This is a genomic window from Ciceribacter sp. L1K23 (assembly GCF_018122705.1).
In the GTDB taxonomy this organism is placed as follows: domain Bacteria; phylum Pseudomonadota; class Alphaproteobacteria; order Rhizobiales; family Rhizobiaceae; genus Allorhizobium.
This window is the reverse complement of record NZ_JAGRRC010000001.1, coordinates 506160-524940: the sequence shown is the minus strand read 5'-3', so window position 1 is coordinate 524940 and position 18781 is coordinate 506160. Positions and strand designations below refer to the sequence as shown.

Sequence of the window (18781 nt, the reverse complement as noted above, 5' to 3'; positions counted from 1 at the left end):
AAAGGGGAACTTCAAAATGTTCAGACGTCTGCTTCTCAACTCCACGGCGGCGGCCCTCATGGCGCTGATGCCGCTGTCGGTCCATGCCCAGGAAACTCCCAGCCAGGGCGGAGACATCGTCGTCACCTACAAGGACGACATCACCACACTCGATCCGGCCATCGGCTATGACTGGGTCAACTGGTCGATGATCAAGAGCCTGTTCTCGCGCCTGGTCGACTATGAGCCCGGCACGGCGAATATCGTGCCCTCTCTCGCAGAGAGTTTCGAGGTGGCACCCGACGGCCTTACCTACACATTCAAGCTGCGCAAGGGTGTGAAATTCTCCAATGGCCGCGATGTCGTTGCCTCCGACGTCAAGTATTCGATCGAACGCGCCGTCAATCCGAAGACCCAAGGACCGGGTGCCGGGTTCTTCGGCGCCATCGCCGGCTTTGACGACATGATGGGCGGTTCAACGGAAACGCTTTCGGGTATCGAGACGCCAGATGACGGCACCGTGATCTTCAAGCTGTCGCGTCCTGATGCCACCTTCCTGCACGTGCTTGCGATCAACTTCGCCTCGATCGTACCGAAAGAAGCCGTCGATGCAGCCGCTGGCGACTTCGGCAAGAAGCCGGTCGGTTCCGGCACCTTCATCCTGAAGGACTGGACCATTGGCCAGAAACTCGTGTTTGACCGCAACCCCGACTATTTCATCGATGGCATGCCGTATATCGATAAGGTCACAGTCGAAGTCGGCCAGGAGCCGCTGGTGGCGCTTTTGCGTCTCCAGAAGGGAGAAGTCGACATCGCCGGCGACGGCATACCCCCGGCCAAATTCCTCGAGATCAAGAACTCGCCTGAAGGCGCGCAGATGATCGTCGACGGCGAGCAGTTGCATACCGGCTACCTGACGCTCAACACCAAGATCAAGCCGCTGGATGACGTCAAGGTGCGCCAGGCGATTAACATGGCGGTCAACAAGGAGCGCATCACGCGCATCTTGAACGGTCGCGCGACACCTGCAAATCAGCCGCTTCCGCCGCTGATGCCCGGCTACGACAAGGAGTTCACCGGCTACGCCTTCGACGTCGAGAAGGCCAAGGCACTGCTGGCAGAGGCCGGTTATGCCGACGGCTTCGAGACCGTTCTTTACTCGACCAACACCGATCCGCAGCCCCGCATCGCCCAGGCGATCCAGCAGGACCTGGCGGCCATTGGCGTAAAGGCCGAAGTGCGGGCTCTGGCCCAAGGTAATGTCATCGCAGCCGGCGGCACCGAAGGCGAAGCACCGATGATCTGGTCCGGCGGCATGGCCTGGATCGCGGACTTCCCGGATCCGTCCAACTTCTATGGCCCGATCCTCGGCTGCGCCGGCGCGGTGCAGGGCGGCTGGAACTGGTCGTGGTACTGCAACGAAGCGCTCGACAAGCGCGCGGTCGAGGCAGATTCCATGTCCGATCCGGCCAAGGCTGCCGAGCGTCAGGCGCTTTGGAGCAAGATCTACACCGACATCATGGCCGATGCGCCTTGGGTGCCAGTCATCAACGAACGTCGCGTCGTTGCCAAGTCGCTACGCATGGGCGGACCTGACAACATCTACATCGATCCGACCCGCGTCATCAATTACGATGCGATTTTCGTGAAGCAGTGATCGACCTGCCATTGCTCCTCCCTTCCCGGCGGGGGGAGGAGCTTTTCGAGGAAACACCACAACACTCCTGAGGCCTCATCATGTGCGTCGCCTGCAACCACACCATTCATCGCGCCCAGCACAATTTCGGCTGGAACAAGGACTTCCCTCCGGCCCTGACCGCCAAACCTGGCGAGACGATCCTGTTCGAGTGCCTGGACTCTTCCGGCGGGCAACTGGGTCCCGATGCAACGCTCGAGACGCTTGCCAATCTCGATTTCGGCAAGATCAATCCTGTCTCTGGTCCGGTATATGTGGAAGGCGCAAAACCGGGCGACGCGCTGAAGGTGACGATCCGCAAGTTCCATCCGTGCGGGTATGGCTGGACAGCGAACATTCCCGGATTCGGCCTTCTCGCCGACCAGTTCAAGGACCCGGCGCTGCATGTCTGGTCCTACGACACCGCCTCGATGGCTCCCGCCGCCTATGGCCCCGGCGGAAAGGTGCCGCTGAAGCCGTTCACGGGCACCATCGGCGTCGCGCCGGCCGAAGCCGGCCTGCATTCCGTCGTCCCGCCCCGTCGCGTCGGCGGCAACATGGACATCCGCGACCTGACATCGGGCGTGACACTCTATCTGCCGATCGAAGTTGAGGGCGCGCTTTTCTCCGTCGGCGACACCCATGCCGCGCAGGGTGACGGCGAAGTCTGCGGAACCGCGATCGAAAGCCAGATGAACGTCGAGCTGACACTCGACCTCGTGAAAGGTGCCAACCTCAAGACGCCTCGTTTCACCACAACCGAACCGGTGACCCGTCATCTTGACGGGGCCGGCTACGAAGTGACCACCGGCATCGGTCCCGACCTTATGACGGGAGCGCAGGAGGCGGTCATGCGGATGATCGACCTGCTGTGCGCCGAGCACGGCATGAACGCGGTCGATGCCTACATGCTCTGCTCGGTCTGCGGCGATCTCAGGATCAGCGAGATCGTCGACATGCCGAACTGGGTTGTCTCCTTCTACTTCCCAAGGATCGTTCTTTCGTGACAGAGCAACGTCAGGGGCCGGCCCCGGTCCTTTCCGTCCAGCGGCTTTCGGTCGATGCACGCACACCGGGCGGCCTAAAGCGCATCCTCGATCATGTCTCCTTCGATCTTGCGGCCGGCGAGACTTTGTGTCTCGCCGGGGAATCCGGTTCGGGCAAATCGGTCACTTCGCTCGCGATCATGGGACTGCTGCAGAAGGCGTCGTTGCGTATCAGTTCCGGTGAAATCAGGTTGGGTGACAAGGACCTCACGCGAATATCGGAGCGCGCTATGCGGCGTATCCGGGGCGGCGAGATCGCGATGATCTTCCAGGAACCGATGACATCGCTCAATCCCGTCATGACCGTTGGAGCCCAGCTGACGGAGGCGATCCGGGAGCATCGCGACAATCTCGTCGAAAGCCCGGAAACGGTTGCCAGGCAGATGCTGGACGCTGTGCATATGACCGACCCCGCGCGTCGGCTGACCCAGTATCCGCATGAGCTCTCCGGCGGCATGCGCCAGCGCGTGATGATCGCCATGGCTTTGTCGTGTCGTCCGAAGGTGCTGATCGCCGATGAGCCGACGACGGCGCTCGACGTCACAGTGCAGGCGCAGATCCTCAAGCTGATGCGCGAGCTGCGTCACGAATTCAGAACGTCCATCCTGATGATCACCCACGACATGGGGGTGGTTGCCGAAATGGCCGATCGCGTGGCGATCATGCAGTCGGGTCAGATCGTGGAGCAAGGTACCGCGCTTGATATCTTCGAGCGTCCCGCCGAACCCTATACACGGCAATTGCTGGCAGCCGTACCGCGGCTTGGGGCGCTTGCAGGGACCGACGCGCCGCCAAGGGTGACGGCAGCGCCAGCGGCGCCCCTTGCCCCGATCCCTGTTCTCGAGGTTGCCGACCTCCGCGTCACCTATGGACGCAAGACGGGTTGGCTCAACCGCGGGCCGCGGCCGGAACCGACGGTCAAGGACGTCAGCTTCGTCTTGAAGGCAGGTGAAACGCTGGGCCTGGTCGGCGAGAGCGGCTCCGGCAAGTCCACCACCGGCAAGGCTGTACTGGGCCTCATACCCTTTGACGGCAGCGTGCGGATCTCCGGTCAGGAGGTTTTCCCCTCGTCCCACGCGATCATGAGGCCGATCCGTCGCGCCGCCCAGATGATCTTTCAGGATCCCTATGCGTCACTCGATCCGCGCATGAATGTCGGCGCGGCCATCGCTGAGCCTCTGGTCATTCATGATATCGGAAATATCGCTGAACGCAGGGATCGTGTGGCGGCTCTGCTGAAGCGGGTCGGTCTGACGCCGGACGCTGCCGAGCGCTATCCACACGAATTCTCGGGCGGTCAGCGGCAGCGGATCTGCATCGCCCGCGCTCTCGCGCTTGAGCCGAAACTGATCGTCGCCGACGAAAGCGTCGCAGCACTAGACGTCTCTGTCCGGGCCCGTGTGCTCGACTTGATGCTAGAACTGCAGGAACAGATGGGGCTCGCCTATCTCTTCATTTCCCACGACATGGCGGTCATCGAGAAGATGTCCCACCATGTCGCCGTGATGCGAGGCGGCCGGATCGTCGAAATGGGCGCGCGCCGACAGGTATTCGAGAACCCTCAGGACGATTACACTCGCAATCTGATGGAAGCGGTTCCCATGCCCGATCCCAGGCGAAATGGCAAGGCGAGCCGAAGCTAATGTGCGGCCGGTCAACCACGTCCGGTGCGCAATCTGACCCGCGCGTTGTTTCTAACTTTTCTTACTGGCGTCGGTTCAACACAGGCGGCAGTCGTCTCCCGGTCAATAAGTCTAATGCGAAACTTCGAGGATTTTCGAAATATTATTGCTAAGGTTTATACTTTCAGGTGTTTCCTGTAGGACAGCGAATCTGCAGTTTTTGCAAAGACCGCCTTTTTCATCAAAGCCAACAAGTCCCGTTCGCCACTTTGCCAACTTGTTGCTGGTATACACTTCAAAAATATCGGAATCTTTGTCTATTTTTCTAATGACAGCACTTTTATGTTCCGGAACATCAGAGCGAAAATTGCAGCACGGCAATACACTTCCATCGTGATCAATATACATGGCCATGAAGGGCTGTAAACACGGCGAAGTCCGGATATAGTCCGATGCAATGTCTACGGTTCCTCCACGGTTTGTTCCGTTCACATCAAAATTTCTGGCTCGAAGGCCTACGTTCAATCCCTTCAGACTGGCCTTGTATTCGATCCATTCGTCCCTCACATCTTTGACCAGTTCAAAGCTGAGTTTCGTCTTCTCGATCAGCAAGGAAGCACGTTCTTGCATCTTGTCATGATCGTATTTCTCAAAATTCTTCAGGTAAACCTGAATTGTAATGCTGCTAAGTCCCGCCTCTTCCAACTCACAGAGGTAGTCGTGGGTAACGTAATCACCGTTGGTGTTTGTATGCAGCTTCGCATCCGGCAATTTCGCGCGAGCCTCCCGAATGCGATCCAAGATGATGCGGTCGTATAGCGGCTCGTTGTATCGGCTGTACGTGACGGTCTTGTCATATCCTATCGATGCTAGCTGATCGATAATTGATGTATACAGTTCAGGGTCCATCCTGACGTTTTCCTGACGTCGGGAGCCGTCCTTGTTTGGGCAAAACCAGCATACGCGATTGCAATAGGAAAAGGTCTCGATTTCAAAGAGGCGGACAGAATTTTTAAAGATCGCCCTCGCGTCGCTCGACGCAATGCCGCCTTCGAAGTGGAATATATCGACGTTGTTCCAATCTGACATGTATGCACCTCGATAACCAAATACGAAAGTCGGACAATACCGGCGAGGATCACTAGGATAAACCCCGCGACTTGTGCAGTCCACCGACTACGGCGCCGGAACCCTAGTCTTGTTTGCTCCCAGGATCGGGCGCAAGAATGGCATTCGCATTACCACCAGTCGGGCCCACGCTTTTCGATTGGTTGTCATCTTCAGGCACGCGGCTTGCTGCAATTCGCTTGCCTTCTTGCGGTCGCCCGCGCGCCAATACGCCTCCGCTGCATAGCACAGCAGCAGCGGTTCTTCGGGGTTCTCCGCTGCAGCCTCCATGAATGACCGTGCCGCTTCGACATATCTACGAGCTTTGAATTCGCTTTTGGCATGGACTTCCGGGACGATAACTGAACGGAGTTCGATGGCCTGTGGAAATCTAACGTTTGCAGCATGAACGTTTACTTCGTGTAGAATCCATCGGCCCATTGCGGATTTGGTCTTACGTTTGGGCAAATCGCAGGTAACGATGAATTCGTTGTTCCAAGACGAGAACGAAAGATGCAATCGCTCCCCTTTGATCTTCACCTGTGATTTTACCTGTCCGTCGATGTCATAGACGTTGAAATGCGAGCCGACATCAGGGTCCTTGAGGCCCAATGACAACGATATCTCAATTCGAGGCGAAACTCGAAAGGGAGTCACCGCGAATGAGACCGATGATCGATCTGCGAATAGAACCTCGTGACGTATTCCCTTCTTATTTACATTCCTCAATGCCGTGGCAAAGCCTCCAAGCAGAATTACGCCGCTCCCGATGTGTCGCCCTATGACCGTTCCTTCACCACGAGTGAGTTTGTGCGCTTGACGTGCCGCCATTGGCATCTGTCGGAAACATATCTCGCTAATTCGTCTTCGAGCTTCATCTGCGGAAAAGAGGCCGCTTGCGACAGCACGGGGTTCTTCCTTTTTCGCGACCAATTCAAGCCATGCTTTTGAAAGTGACTGCGCAACCGTTGCCGCTGAAAACCACTTTTCAACAAGTTCGATACCTCTTTGGCCAGCTGCTTCTCGCTTGTCTGCCTCCAAAGTATGGCTGAGAACTTCGGCCCATTCTTCCACGTCATCGGTGTGGGTGAAAAAGCCGTCTTTATTGTCCTCCAAATGCTCGGCAAATCCTGTCTTAAACGTGAAGATGGGTTTTCCGAATATCATTCCCTTTACGAGCCTGGATGAGAGCCTGAATTTATTAAACGTGTCATTTATTCCAGGCGCGCAGATAACATCGCTCAGTTTAATAATCTGATTGTAAGCTTTGTCTCCAAGGCGACCAAGATTTATTATTTTGATGTCGTTGTCATTGTCCGACTGTACGTCGGAGCATACAAGAAGAACTATCGATTTCCCGCTCTTTCTCTGCAGAGAGTTCAGGGCTTCGATAAAAATCTGGAACTCTTTGGAATACGTATATATCGTGCCGTTTATGAAATAGACGATAGAGGCGTCCTCAATTCCCAGTTCTCGCCGCAAGTCTTGCTTATCAGCAGCGCTTAAGGGAGTCCTGTCGAAATGCTCAAGGCGCACGACGGGTGGAAGGATTTCCGCTTTTTTTCCGAACCGTTCTTCAAGTCGCTCTGCCATTGGATGCCATATCGCTGAATATCCAGAGGCAGAGTGATAGAGGGTTGACCGTAGTACCGGTTCGACCCATCGATCGAATCCAGGATCGCTGAGAACGTTTGTCAGATGTTCAAGATCGATCGCATTCGTAAGCTTAACGAGGTCGCCTGGGAAAACGACGCTGTTGTCAAGTGTTTCCAGCAGCGACATGTCTGGCTTCGGATATTTGCTTTGGAATGGGACGAACTCATCATCTTCGGCCTGTACGACAAGAACACATTTGTGGGCCACGCAAAGTTCCAGCGCGGCGCGCATCGGTTTTGTTCGTACCCCAACTTGCAGCACAAGGTTCGGTTTAAAGGTGTCGGTGAACTCACGAGTCGATCGGCTTAAAAGAGGACCCTCGAAGTCGAGTGCGTGCCAGCGTATTCCAGTGTCATAGGGAGCAAACGAACCCTCGGCGAGTATGGCGACGTGATGCCCGAGCTTCTGTAGTTCGACAGCAATATCTTGAAGATAGAAACCTGAGCCTGCCCAACTCGGCGAGGGGTGCGTGATGATAATTCGCAGAGAGGTTGGATCTTGCGGTTTCCTGTCATCCTGGAGCAAAGGGTCTGGGCGGCGCGAGGGCATAGTAATTCCAGCAATCCTGGCGCGTAACTGTCTCGCAGTATGCAGGGGTGATGCGCTGACGTCGATCAACTGACTATTACGGAGTCTGTACACATATGCGTCAGTAAATCGCCGCTCGGCCTCATCCATCGGCCGCGCTCGATAGAGAGCCTGAATTTGCGTCTCTGCTTCGCCAGCGCTTGCCAGCATCTCGCACAGCCCGGCTTCGGCATAAAAAGCGCGGCCTAGACAGAGTACTCGTTTTCCTTTGGATAGCATTTCCAAGCCGGACTGCGAGTTTATCGTCACGCCCGCCCTTGCCACGTCCATCAGGCAATAGACGTTTTCGTCAACGTCCTTTCCAACATAGATTATCCCTTGCTTCCCCTCACAATATTCCCGAATCGTCGTATGGTACTGTTCCTTGTCTCCAGGATGTGTTTTGACAATCAATGGTATCGCGTTACGTTCGCATATATCTATTACTGAAAAATACGCGCTAAGACTTGTATCGAAGTTGGGGTTGTCGTAGGTGATAACTGTATCGATAAAGCACTGGCACAACAGAAGTAGCGGGGCGCCTGAGAGGCTTGCGAGATACTCTTTAAATCGCTCAGAAAGAACAGGCTCTGGCTGGGTCTTGGCTTTTCCCTTGTAGTTGCTCTCCACCCACTTCCGTTGGTTCGCGCTTTGAGCCTCGTTTAGAGCAATACGTTGGCTGTACTTGAAAATCCGATTGAACGAAAATTCATTTCCTATCCGACCGTCGGCGTCGAAATGAATACGTGTAGTGTCAAAGGAGAATTCCGTGGCAAACACTGGAACGCCGTGACGTTTGCAAATCAACGTCATGATCCTTGGCTCCAAGAGCATTCCGCCCCACACAACGACACCAGCTGGCCGGTTGTTTTTGATGACCGCTTCAAAAAAGTCGATGAAGTTGATCGCTCGCTCAAATAGTGGCCCAAGCAAATGATTGTACGTTTGGCTGGGCTCAACGGGTGTGGTTTCGGTATTGAGATATCCAGCCTGCCCTCTGCATACATCCCAGAGGTTTATGCCCCTGTACTCGATGAATTCGATACCGGTCTCGGGCAGTTGATACCCTGTCGGCGGTTCATCGGTGCGATAGGGTATATGATGCCGGCCTATTAGTTTTTCGCCCAAGGAACAGATTTCGTAACCTAGAGCTCGAAGTGCGTGGCAGATTTCCAGTTTGACGGCTGCCCCAGGTGCAATCGTGTTGTCAATGATGATGACGCCGCTGCCGTCAGTCGCGAGATTCCTGCGGCGATCCCGCATCAGGAGAGAAATTGCGTCCGCAGCACTGGCTAACTTGCCAAGGTGGGGAGAGATTTGCTCGCTGTAGTCGTCTAGACCCGCCTCTCTGAACGCACGCTGTAGCGCTACAAGCGCCTCCCTCGTCTGTTGATGATGAGAGATCAGCGCCTCAGTTAAATCGATAGCGGCCTCGTAGTTTTCTGTGTCCACGGCCATGACCGCGAGTTTTGCAAGGTCGTTTATGTGTAATTCGTATCCCTGCAATCTTGACGGGTTCTGCGGCGCCTCGCATGGTTGTTCGGCGAGGCGAGTGATAACGTCCCGCCGGAGATACCAACTTGCCGGGCTGGTGTATCGGCCTAGGACACGAACGTAGCCTGCATCTTCGATTTTTGCCAAACGATCAGGGCGTACCTGCAGCCCGTCCTCACCGTCTGCGGCATCTGCCGATGCGTATATCGCGATCGGCTTCGTGCGCTCGAATGGAAACTTGTCCAGGATGTCGTTTCCTATCCCGCCCAGGTTCACCGCCAGGAAATCGATCTCGTCAAGTTGTTCGATTGCAGTTTCTACCAAATCTCCAATCGCGACGGTTTCCACGGTCGCGAGACGGAAGGGAAGAGACCGCAACGATTTCGTTCTGTCTATGCGTGAGGCGTCCAGGTTGAGGACCGACAGCTCCGGACGAGTGTCATAGATGCGTAGCAGGGATTTACTCGCATATCTGCTGGCGGTCACGGCCTTCGCAATATGTCGCACGTTTTGTATCGACGCAAAGGTCATACCATAGTCAGGATGAGGATCTACTACTACGCCGTGCCACCCATTGGTCGCGAGAAGGTGAGTGCTACTCTGTCGATTGGGTGGGCCGGCTCCGATTTCTAAGTAAGTCCCAGGCCTACCGCACTTGGAAAATAGTGCGAACACATCTTGGGCAAGAGATGACGTAATTGAAATATTATCCAATACAAATTTCGCGACTAACTTTTCGACGCGTTCTGTATCATTATTGTCTTCAATTTTAGCCATCATTCTCCCCCTTACGCCTCAGTAATTTTACGTTTTAAAGCACAGACGGTGCATTTCAACGGTTCGGGGGAGTTAGAAAAGTCCCTCGACGCGTAGAGAGAAGGCTGTACCCGGATTCACTTATCTGCAGCACGTGTTGTCCTACCTTGTTACAAGAAAGCCTTGTTGAACTTCTATTTTTCAAACCACAAATTGGCTCCGCATACGAAATTGAGGAAAACGAGCACGCTCCCTTTGGGCAACGCAGAGGCCAACGATTGCGGAAGCGGTGAACTGGGGTTCCAATGCGGAGGACGCTCGATGTTAACGCCTGGACGTATGTTCTTCAGCAAGAAACGCGGCATAGGCATCTCGCAGGCCGTCTTCCAGTGCTATCTTTGGCCTCCATCCCAATGAATGGAGTGTGTCAGTACTCATCAGCTTGCGTGGCGTTCCATCCGGCTTTGAGAGATCGTGAACGATTTCGCCGTCGTATCCCACGATCTTGCACACCAACTTGGTGAGATCCAGAATGGATATCTCCTTACCGGAGCCCACATTCACATGCTGAAAATCTGAATAGTTCTTCAGCAAGAAAACGAGCGCATCTGCGCAATCGTCAGCATGAAGGAACTCGCGCAAGGGTGTGCCTGTCCCCCAGACGACAACCTTTTTTGACGCATTTGCCTTTGCTTCGTGTGCCTTGCGGATCAGTGCCGGTATCACGTGGCTTGACGTTAGATTGTAGTTGTCTCCCGGGCCGTAAAGATTCGTCGGCATGGCGGATATATAGTCGCTGCCGTATTGCTTGCGGTAGGCTTGGGCGAGCTTTATCCCGGCGATCTTGGCAATCGCGTACCATTCATTGGTGGGTTCAAGAGCGCCTGTCAGCAGGAACTCTTCCCGGATCGGTTGTTCTGCGAACTTCGGATATACACATGACGAACCAAGGAAGAGAAGCTTTTGCGTGCCGGCTCGGTGCGCGGCCTCGATGATATTCGCCTCGATCATCAAGTTATCGTAGATAAAGTCGGCGGGGAAAGTGTCATTGGCTACAATCCCGCCCACTTTTGCAGCGGCCAACACAACTGCGTCTGGTTGTACGTCTTTAAAGAAAGCTTCGACGTCGACCTGGCGTCGTAGATCGACGGTCTCGCGTCCAGCAGTTACAATCTCGCAGTTTTCCGAGGTGAGACGGCGTACTACGGCTGATCCAACCATGCCGCGGTGACCGGCAACCCAAATTCGCTTCCCCGACAAATCAAATGACACGTTCAGCTCTCCAGACTCATTGGAAGGTGGAGGCCATGCTGCTTAAGGAGTGCCACACGCCGGGCTGCTTTGTGGTCTTCCGCAACCATTTCGGCGCACATTTCCCGGGCGGTTATTTCAGGGATCCAGCCAAGGTCGCGCTTCGCCTTGCTTGCGTCGCCGAGAAGCGTTTCCACCTCCGCAGGACGGAAGTACCGAGGGTCTATACGAACAATGACATCGCCGGGCTTCAGGGCAGGTGCCATTTCACCCTCTATGGCGTCCACAGTTCCTATTTCGTCGATCCCTGATCCAGAAAATCGAATCGTTATCCCCAATTCGCTTGCGGCCCATCGAATGAACTCGCGCACTGAATATTGAACGCCCGTGGCTATGACGTAATCTTCGGGCTTTTCCTGCTGAAGCATTAGCCATTGCATTCGTACGTAATCTTTTGCGTGGCCCCAGTCGCGTAGCGAATCGATGTTGCCCATGTAAAGGCACGGCTCCAGGCCCATGGCCAAATTGGCCAGGCCACGGGTAATTTTCCGTGTTACAAATGTCTCACCTCGACGAGGTGACTCGTGATTGAACAATATGCCGTTGCAAGCATAAATTCCGTATGCTTCGCGATAATTGACTGTTATCCAATAAGCATACAGCTTGGCCACAGCGTATGGAGACCGCGGATAAAAGGCTGTCGTTTCCTTTTGAGGCGTTTCCTGAACCAATCCATAGAGTTCAGACGTGGAAGCCTGATAGAATCGCGTTTTCTTTTCCAATCCGAGGAAACGAATTGCCTCTAGTAATCGCAATGTCCCGATTGCATCTACGTCAGCTGTGTATTCCGGAGCCTCGAAGCTGACAGCGACATGGGATTGAGCACCCAAGTTGTAAACTTCATCTGGTTCAATATCCCGGATAAGGCGCGTCAAGTTGGATGTGTCAGTCAAGTCTCCGTAGTGAAGTCTGAAGCGCGCGTTCTTGCTGTGCTGATCCTCGTATATGTGGTCAATGCGTGCAGTGTTAAAAAGCGAAGCGCGCCGCTTTATCCCGTGAACTTCATAACCTTTTTCGAGAAGGAACTCCGCAAGATAAGAACCGTCTTGTCCTGTGATGCCTGTAATAAGCGCAACTTTTTGTTCTGAGGGACGGTCAATTTGCATCTTGCTGTCTCATATTCTAGGTATCGTCCCGCTAGCTGTGAACAACCCAACGGGCTTGTAGCAGCCGGTTTATGCGGCATTCCCTTTAGTTGCAAGCACCTTGGCTCCTGTCATCCACGTCATCCGCGCTGAACGGAATTTTAATCGAAGAGCGTGCGGATGGGGCTGTGTGGATGGAAGAAGCGACGGGCAACCGGTTTTTCTATCGGCACGGGTGGAATTCACCCAGGACGGCAATGATCTTCCGCATTACGTCTAGTAGATCCTTAAGGACGCTAGAAGACTTACCTCGTCGGTCCGAATACAAGGAGTGCTTTCGTAAGTGCCGGCAAATAGCTGGTTGCTCATTCCGAGTCCTGGCAACTCGTTGCGTTGCGTAAATTCATTGCGAAAGCCTCTTGAGGCAGACCTCAGCTGTCGCAGGCGAGGTCAAACTGGCATCCCCGCAAACGCTAAGTGGACCGCGACAATACCTGATTTGCCGCTTATCAAATATCCATTCTCAACATGCTTCGGGGTGAATGGTCCATCATGGCGACCGAACAGGTTTTTGATTTCGTAATCGTCGGCGCCGGATCGGCGGGCTGCGTTCTTGCCAACCGGCTCAGCGCCGATCCGAACACCAGAGTTCTTCTGATCGAAGCAGGCGGCAGCGACTTCAATTTCTGGGTCCGCATGCCGATTGGTTATGGAAAGACCTTCTATCACCCGCGGCTCAACTGGCGCTACCAGACCGAAGCCGAAAGCGGGCTGGGAGGTCGGCAGGCCTATTGGCCGCGCGGCCGCGTGATTGGTGGATCCAGTTCCATCAACGCCATGGTCTACGTGCGCGGACAATATCAGGATTTCGACGCCTGGGCGGCGCTCGGCAATCGCGGCTGGTCGGCCGCCGATGTTCTTCCGGTGTACAAGAGGATGGAGGACAACCTGGAAGGCGCCGACGAATGGCGCGGCAAAGGCGGGCCGCTGACGATCACCAGCATGAAGGACGCGGTTCACCCGCTCGCGAATGACTACCTCAAGTCAGCCGAAGCGGCGGGCATCGCGATCAACGAAGACTACAACGGGGCGAGCCAGGAGGGGGCGGCGATCTATCAGGTCACGACGCGCGGTGGCTTCCGGTGCTCGTCCGCGGATGCCTATCTGCGCCCCGCCCGCAAGCGCTCCAACCTGGAGATCATGACCAATACGCATGTCACGCGTATCGTGATGGAAGGCACGCGCGCGGTCGGCGTGGAGTACCTGCGCGATGGCATTCGCGAGACGGTTCGGACGGCAAGGGAGGTCATCCTCTCTGCCGGCGCGGTCAACTCCCCGCAGATCATGATGCTCTCGGGCATCGGAGATGCGAAGCGGCTGTCCTCGCTCGGCGTTCCCCTCGTACATCACGCTCCAATGGTGGGAAAAAACCTGCAGGATCATCTCGGTTTTGACTATATCTACGAAGCGACCCGTCCGACCCTCAACGATGTCTTGCGGCCCTGGTGGAGCCGGTTGGCTGTCGGCCTTCAATATGTGCTGACGCGAAAGGGACCGCTGTCGCTGAGCGTCAATCAGGCCGGTGGGTTCGTCCGCAGTCGTTCCGATCGGTCTCGCCCGAATATCCAGCTCTATTTCTCGCCGCTCAGCTATACGCGGGCTGTTCCCGGAAAACGCGCGCTGATGCGCACCGACCTCTTCTCCGGCTTCATGCTTGGTATTTCCAATTGCCACCCACGCAGTCGCGGCGAGATCGATCTGAAGTCGGTTGACCCTTTTGCCGCGCCACTCATCCGGCCCAACTACCTCTCCGATGCCGCCGATCTTGAGGAAATGGTGGACGCGGCACGCATCTTGCGGCGGATCGCGGCGGAACAGCCGCTGGCGGGGCTGATCAAGCGCGAGATCGTGCCTGGCCCCGATATCGATAGCGACGAGGAGATCGCAGCCGATATCCGCGCGAGAAGCGGTTCGGTCTTCCACGCCTGCGGCACATGCGCAATGGGTCCGGAGCCCGGCCAATCGGTCGTCGATGCTCGTCTGAAGGTTCACGGCATCGAGGGTTTGCGCGTCGTCGACGCCTCGATCTTCCCGCTGATCCCCTCGGGCAATATAAACGCCCCCTCGATCATGGTCGGCGAAAAAGGAGCGGACTTCATCCTTGAAGACTGGCGTAGGTAGCTCTCCCGCCTTTATTTACGTGATGTCGCCCCCTGCCTCGTTTCTCGGCCGCCATAAGCAGCGGAGCTTTCCCGCCCATCAGACTGGCCTTCCCAATTATTCAAATTGGATATCGTGAGCATTCCACTTTCTTCTTAGGGTGGTGCTTGAAAGCCAGCATGGCGATGCAATCGGAAATTTCAGAAATTGCTGGAGGGTTGGAAATGCAGATACTGGACCGGATCGAACTCTATGTCGTGAACGCACCGCTCGCCGCACCGTTCGCCCCGTCATGGATGCCGGGCACCATCCGCCACAATGTGTCTTTCACACTCGCGCGATTGATCACGGACGATGGGGTTGAAGGCTGGAGCGCATTTTCGGGAGGTGGACGCGATCGCGCCGGCATCGGCGATACGATGGCCAACTTGTTTCTCGGCCAGGACCCCGAAGATATCGAGAGGGTTTCAGAGCGAATCCAGATCATGGCCGTAGGCGGCAATTTTAATTGGTGGCTCGAACCGGCCTTCTGGGACATCAAGGCGAAGAATGCCGGCGTACCGCTCTACAAGCTGCTTGGTGGCACACATGATCGCATCAAGCTCTACGCATCCGCTGGCGAAATCAAGGAGCCGGCGGCGCGGCGCGAGGAAGCTGAGGCGCGGCTTGAAGACGGCTTCGACACGATGAAGATTCGCATCCATGATTTCGACGAACGGGTCGATATCGCGCATATCTCCGATGCCGCAACCTACATGCAGGGTCGGATGAAGATTTCGGTGGACTGCAATCAGGCATTTCGCCTGACGCAGAACGGCGCTGCGCCGCTCTGGTCGCTCGACCGTGCGAAGCGTTTCGTCGATGCGGCGGCCGATGTCGGACTGGCGTGGGTGGAAGAGCCGTTGTTCGGCGAGTGGCACGAGGAGATCGCGCGGTTGACGGCCTATTCCCGGGTTCCGATCGCCGGCGGCGAGCTGCATTTGATGGGCTACAACGAACTCGCCCGCATGGCCAAAATGGGCTGCTACAACATCTTCCAGCCCGATGCGATGTGGGCGGGCGGGGTCAAGCAGGGCATGGATCTGAGCAGGCTCTGCCGCGAGCGCGGCCTGAAGTTTACGCCGCATTGCTGGTCGAATGGTTTCGGTTTCATCGTTAACGCTCACGTCTTCGCCGCGAGCGGCTTTGCCGACGAGATGCTCTACGAGTATCCGTTCGCTCCACCGGGCTGGGTTCCGGAGGGGCGGGATGCGATCATCGGGCAACCCTTCGCGCACAACCGCGGCTGGTTCGACATGCCGCAGACGCCGGGCCTCGGATTCGAGATCGATCACCGCGCCCTCGAGAAGCACGGGCGCTGCTTCTTCAAGGCGAGCCGGAAGGAGCGGCACTGGATGCCGGAAGCACTGGCTGACATCCGTTAGGCCTGCCGACCGCTTCTTTGGCAACGGCAATTTGGCGAGGGAGGCCCGGCGACTGCGCGTCGGCCTCGCTTGCTATTTTCACCCGCGCATCTCCCGCAACAGGTCGGCGAGGTCCTGGACGGCCGAAACGGTTGCGCGCGGTGAGACCGCGCTGAAGCCGAGGATCAGGCCCTTTTGCGCCGGTGCGAGCGAAAACCGGCTGAGCGGCGAAACGATGATGCCGCGCTCAAGCGCCTTTGCCGCCACCGCATCCTCATCGATTTCCGACAGAAAGCGTCCGACTGTCTGAAAGCCGGTCGTCGTCGGTTGCACGTCGAGAAGACCGCCCAGGTGCTCCTCCGCCGACGTGATCAACGCGGCCTGCCGTTCCGCGTAAATGCGGCGCATACGTCTCAGATGGGCGTTGAAATGGCCCTGCTCCATGAAGTTCGCCATGATGGCCTGGAGGCTGGAAGGGGCTCCTTGCATGGTGGCGCCGGCCACGCGACGGAACATTTTTGCAAGCTCCGGCGGGGCCACGATGTAGCCGAGCCTGAGTGCCGCGAACATCACCTTCGAGAATGTACCGACATAGATCACGCGTCCGGCCGTATCGACGCTTTTCAGCGTCGGCGCGGGATGGCCGGAATAATAGAACTCGCCATCATAATCGTCCTCGACGATCCAGGCGCCGCAGCGTCCGGCGGCGGAGAGCAGTTCCAGCCGCCGGCCAAGCGACATGGTCACACCGAGAGGGTGCTGGCGCGCCGGCGTCACGAAGGCCATGCGGAACTCCGGGCATGTTTTCAATCCGGCTGCGACATCGATGCCCTGATCATCGACAGGCACCGGGACAAGGCTGGCGCCGCTCGACACGAGACTGTTGCGTGCGCCGATCGGTCCCGGATTTTCAAACCACACCTTGTCTCCCGGATTGAGCAGCATCTGGCCGATCCGGTTGAAGGCGTCCTGAGCGCCATTGAAGATGAAGACGTCGTCGGGTTCGCAGGCGACGCCGCGGTTGGCCTTGAGATGGTTGCAGATCGCCTTGCGAAGTTCATAGAGGCCGACGGGGTCGGGATAACCCAGCACCAGATGGCGCGACTGCCTCCAATACTGGGCCGATAGCCGGGCCCAGAGCGCCATCGGGAACTCGTCATTGGCTGGCATGCCGGTGACGAAAGGTCGTGGCACTGGCGGATGCGACAGGCGAGGGAAATATTGCTCGGAAGCTTCCAGACTGAGACGCGCTAGCCTTGGCGGCGTCGTATCGGCCGGCTCTTGAACCGGCTCCGCCTTCTGCGGACGCTCCTGATCCAGTGTCTCGCTCACATAGGCACCTGCGCCGACGCGGGAATAGATCAGCTCCTCTGCCATCAACTGCTCGTAAACGGTGACCGCCGTCGTGCGCGAAACGCCCTGGTCTTTGGCCAGAGTGCGACTCGAAGGCAATCGCTCGCCCGCGGCCAGCCTTCCCGACAGGATGAGCTCGCGCAGGCCACTGGCCAATTGCGCGGTCACGGAGCTTTCGTCGTCCCTGTCGATCCTGATCGGCGGTATCAGTGCGCCGCCGGCATATTTTACCATTTCCGTCCGTCCGGAAGACTCGATTTTCGATTATTGGCATGAAAACTATTCCAAAATGGACCTTAGTCAAAGGCCAGTTTAGGCACACAGTGAGGCCAATCCATCTTGGCTTTTTGCCCGACGCGAGGTTCGGCAATGAAACTGAAGTCTATCGAAACCTTCTCGACCCGCTATGTCGGCTTCGTTCGCGTGACCGACGAGACGGGTGCCCAGGGGTGGGGTCAGTTGTCGACCTACAATTCCGACATTTCGGCGCTGGTGCTGCATCGGCAGGTCGCACCCTGGACGCTTGGCGTGGAAATCGTCGATCTCGACGATCATCTCGATCTTATCGCGGAACGCGAGCACAAGTTCCCGGGCTCCTATCTGCGTCGCGCCATGGGTGGACTCGATACCGCGATATGGGACCTCAGGGGCAAGCAGGCGGGAAAGCCGGTGGTGTCGCTGCTCGGTGGAACGCCTGGACCCTTGCGGGCCTATGCCTCGTCGATGAAGCGAGACATCACCCCGAAGGATGAGGTGGAGCGCTTCAAGCGTCTGCGCCAGGAGTTCGGTTTCGATGCCTTCAAGTTTCGTGTTGGCGCCGAGGTCGGTCGCAATACGGACGAATGGCCTGGTCGCACCGAGGAGATCATTGCGGCCGTGACCCGGGCGCTTGGAGCGGAGGCGGACCTCCTTGCGGATGCCAACTCCTGCTATTCTCCTCACAAGGCGATCGAGGTCGGGCGCATGATGGAGGACCACGGCATGGTCCACTATGAAGAGCCCTGCCCCTATTGGGAGTTGGAGCAGACCAAGGAGGTCGCCGACGCCCTCGACATCGCCGTAACGGGTGGCGAGCAGGATTGTGACCTGACGATCTGGCGGCGCATGATCGACATGCGGGCGGTCGATATCGTGCAGCCCGACGTCCTCTATCTCGGCGGGATAAGCCGGACGTTGCGGGTTGCCCGCATGGCTGAGGCGGCGCATCTTCCCGTTACCCCCCACTGTGCGAACCTGTCGCTAGTCACGCTCTTCACCATGCATGTGCTCCGAGCCATTCCGAACGCCGGTGACTACCTGGAGTTCTCCATCGAGGAAGCAGATTACTACCCGTGGCAATATGGTCTTTTCCGTAAGGATCCCTACCAGGTCAACGATGGGAAGATAGCGATCGATGATACGCCCGGTTGGGGGGTGGAACTCGACCCGGAATGGCTCGCGAAATCGGCGTACCAAATCAGCGAGCTCGATTGAGCTGATGCCTCTAAAACGCGATTTCGCGCGATCGCGTGACGGAAGGGCCATGTTGCGCCGTAGCCCTATTCCTGCATCATGAGCTGACAGGTCC

General features: G+C 56.8%; 11 protein-coding genes. 6 read left to right on the top strand and 5 right to left on the bottom strand.

The window, feature by feature from the left end; translation table 11 throughout:
* The first annotated feature begins 16 nt into the window (after positions 1-16).
* The 3 genes from J5J10_RS02340 to J5J10_RS02330 all read left to right on the top strand — a co-directional run bounded on the left by J5J10_RS02340 (position 17) and on the right by J5J10_RS02330 (position 4343).
* On the top strand, positions 17-1636 hold the full coding sequence (locus tag J5J10_RS02340) for an ABC transporter substrate-binding protein (RefSeq protein ID WP_211928667.1): 1620 nt from the start codon (positions 17-19) through the stop codon (positions 1634-1636).
* A gap of 80 nt (positions 1637-1716) precedes the next feature.
* Complete coding sequence (locus J5J10_RS02335) at positions 1717-2661, top strand: acetamidase/formamidase family protein (protein ID WP_211928666.1); 945 nt, start codon at positions 1717-1719, stop codon at positions 2659-2661.
* On the top strand, positions 2658-4343 hold the full coding sequence (locus J5J10_RS02330; RefSeq protein ID WP_211928665.1) for an ABC transporter ATP-binding protein: 1686 nt from the start codon (positions 2658-2660) through the stop codon (positions 4341-4343). The genes J5J10_RS02335 and J5J10_RS02330 overlap by 4 nt, the downstream gene beginning before the upstream one ends.
* 111 nt (positions 4344-4454) lie before the next feature.
* Here J5J10_RS02330 and J5J10_RS02325 read toward each other — a convergent pair whose 3' ends face one another.
* The 4 genes from J5J10_RS02325 to gmd all read right to left on the bottom strand — a co-directional run bounded on the left by J5J10_RS02325 (position 4455) and on the right by gmd (position 12319).
* Positions 4455-5411, bottom strand: coding sequence for a radical SAM/SPASM domain-containing protein (locus J5J10_RS02325; RefSeq protein ID WP_211928664.1), 957 nt, complete (start codon positions 5409-5411; stop codon positions 4455-4457).
* 87 nt (positions 5412-5498) lie between these two features.
* On the bottom strand, positions 5499-9923 hold the full coding sequence (locus J5J10_RS02320) for a glycosyltransferase (protein WP_211928663.1): 4425 nt from the start codon (positions 9921-9923) through the stop codon (positions 5499-5501).
* A 303-nt stretch (positions 9924-10226) separates the two neighbouring features.
* Complete coding sequence (locus tag J5J10_RS02315; RefSeq protein ID WP_349252032.1) at positions 10227-11174, bottom strand: GDP-L-fucose synthase; 948 nt, start codon at positions 11172-11174, stop codon at positions 10227-10229.
* 2 nt (positions 11175-11176) lie between these two features.
* Positions 11177-12319, bottom strand: a complete 1143-nt coding sequence (gene gmd, locus J5J10_RS02310) for a GDP-mannose 4,6-dehydratase (RefSeq protein WP_211928662.1) — start codon at positions 12317-12319, stop codon at positions 11177-11179.
* Positions 12320-12850: 531 nt separating this feature from the next.
* Between gmd and J5J10_RS02305 the strand changes: the two genes are divergently transcribed.
* Positions 12851-14479, top strand: a complete 1629-nt coding sequence (locus tag J5J10_RS02305) for a GMC family oxidoreductase N-terminal domain-containing protein (RefSeq protein WP_211928661.1) — start codon at positions 12851-12853, stop codon at positions 14477-14479.
* A 203-nt stretch (positions 14480-14682) separates the two neighbouring features.
* Complete coding sequence (locus tag J5J10_RS02300) at positions 14683-15882, top strand: mandelate racemase/muconate lactonizing enzyme family protein (RefSeq protein WP_211928660.1); 1200 nt, start codon at positions 14683-14685, stop codon at positions 15880-15882.
* A gap of 78 nt (positions 15883-15960) precedes the next feature.
* On the opposite strand, the gene J5J10_RS02295 is transcribed toward J5J10_RS02300, so the two are convergent.
* Positions 15961-17448 (bottom strand): PLP-dependent aminotransferase family protein, encoded by a 1488-nt coding sequence (locus J5J10_RS02295; RefSeq protein WP_211928659.1) that lies wholly within the window; start codon positions 17446-17448, stop codon positions 15961-15963.
* Between the two features lie 135 nt (positions 17449-17583).
* Between J5J10_RS02295 and J5J10_RS02290 the strand changes: the two genes are divergently transcribed.
* The gene (locus J5J10_RS02290) at positions 17584-18687 is read left to right on the top strand and encodes a mandelate racemase/muconate lactonizing enzyme family protein (RefSeq protein WP_211928658.1); all 1104 of its coding nucleotides are present in this window, start codon (positions 17584-17586) and stop codon (positions 18685-18687) included.
* Positions 18688-18781 lie beyond the last annotated feature (94 nt).

Excerpts from the sequence above, each read along its gene's own strand:
- J5J10_RS02290 (WP_211928658.1), top strand. The coding sequence starts at position 17,584 with ATGAAACTGAAGTCTATCGAAACCTTCTCGACCCGCTATGTCGGCTTC.
- J5J10_RS02335 (WP_211928666.1), top strand. The coding sequence starts at position 1,717 with ATGTGCGTCGCCTGCAACCACACCATTCATCGCGCCCAGCACAATTTC.
- J5J10_RS02340 (WP_211928667.1), top strand. The coding sequence starts at position 17 with ATGTTCAGACGTCTGCTTCTCAACTCCACGGCGGCGGCCCTCATGGCG.
- J5J10_RS02295 (WP_211928659.1), bottom strand. The coding sequence starts at position 17,448 with ATGGTAAAATATGCCGGCGGCGCACTGATACCGCCGATCAGGATCGAC.
- gmd (WP_211928662.1), bottom strand. The coding sequence starts at position 12,319 with ATGCAAATTGACCGTCCCTCAGAACAAAAAGTTGCGCTTATTACAGGC.
- J5J10_RS02305 (WP_211928661.1), top strand. The coding sequence starts at position 12,851 with ATGGCGACCGAACAGGTTTTTGATTTCGTAATCGTCGGCGCCGGATCG.
- J5J10_RS02320 (WP_211928663.1), bottom strand. The coding sequence starts at position 9,923 with ATGGCTAAAATTGAAGACAATAATGATACAGAACGCGTCGAAAAGTTA.
- J5J10_RS02300 (WP_211928660.1), top strand. The coding sequence starts at position 14,683 with ATGCAGATACTGGACCGGATCGAACTCTATGTCGTGAACGCACCGCTC.
- J5J10_RS02325 (WP_211928664.1), bottom strand. The coding sequence starts at position 5,411 with ATGTCAGATTGGAACAACGTCGATATATTCCACTTCGAAGGCGGCATT.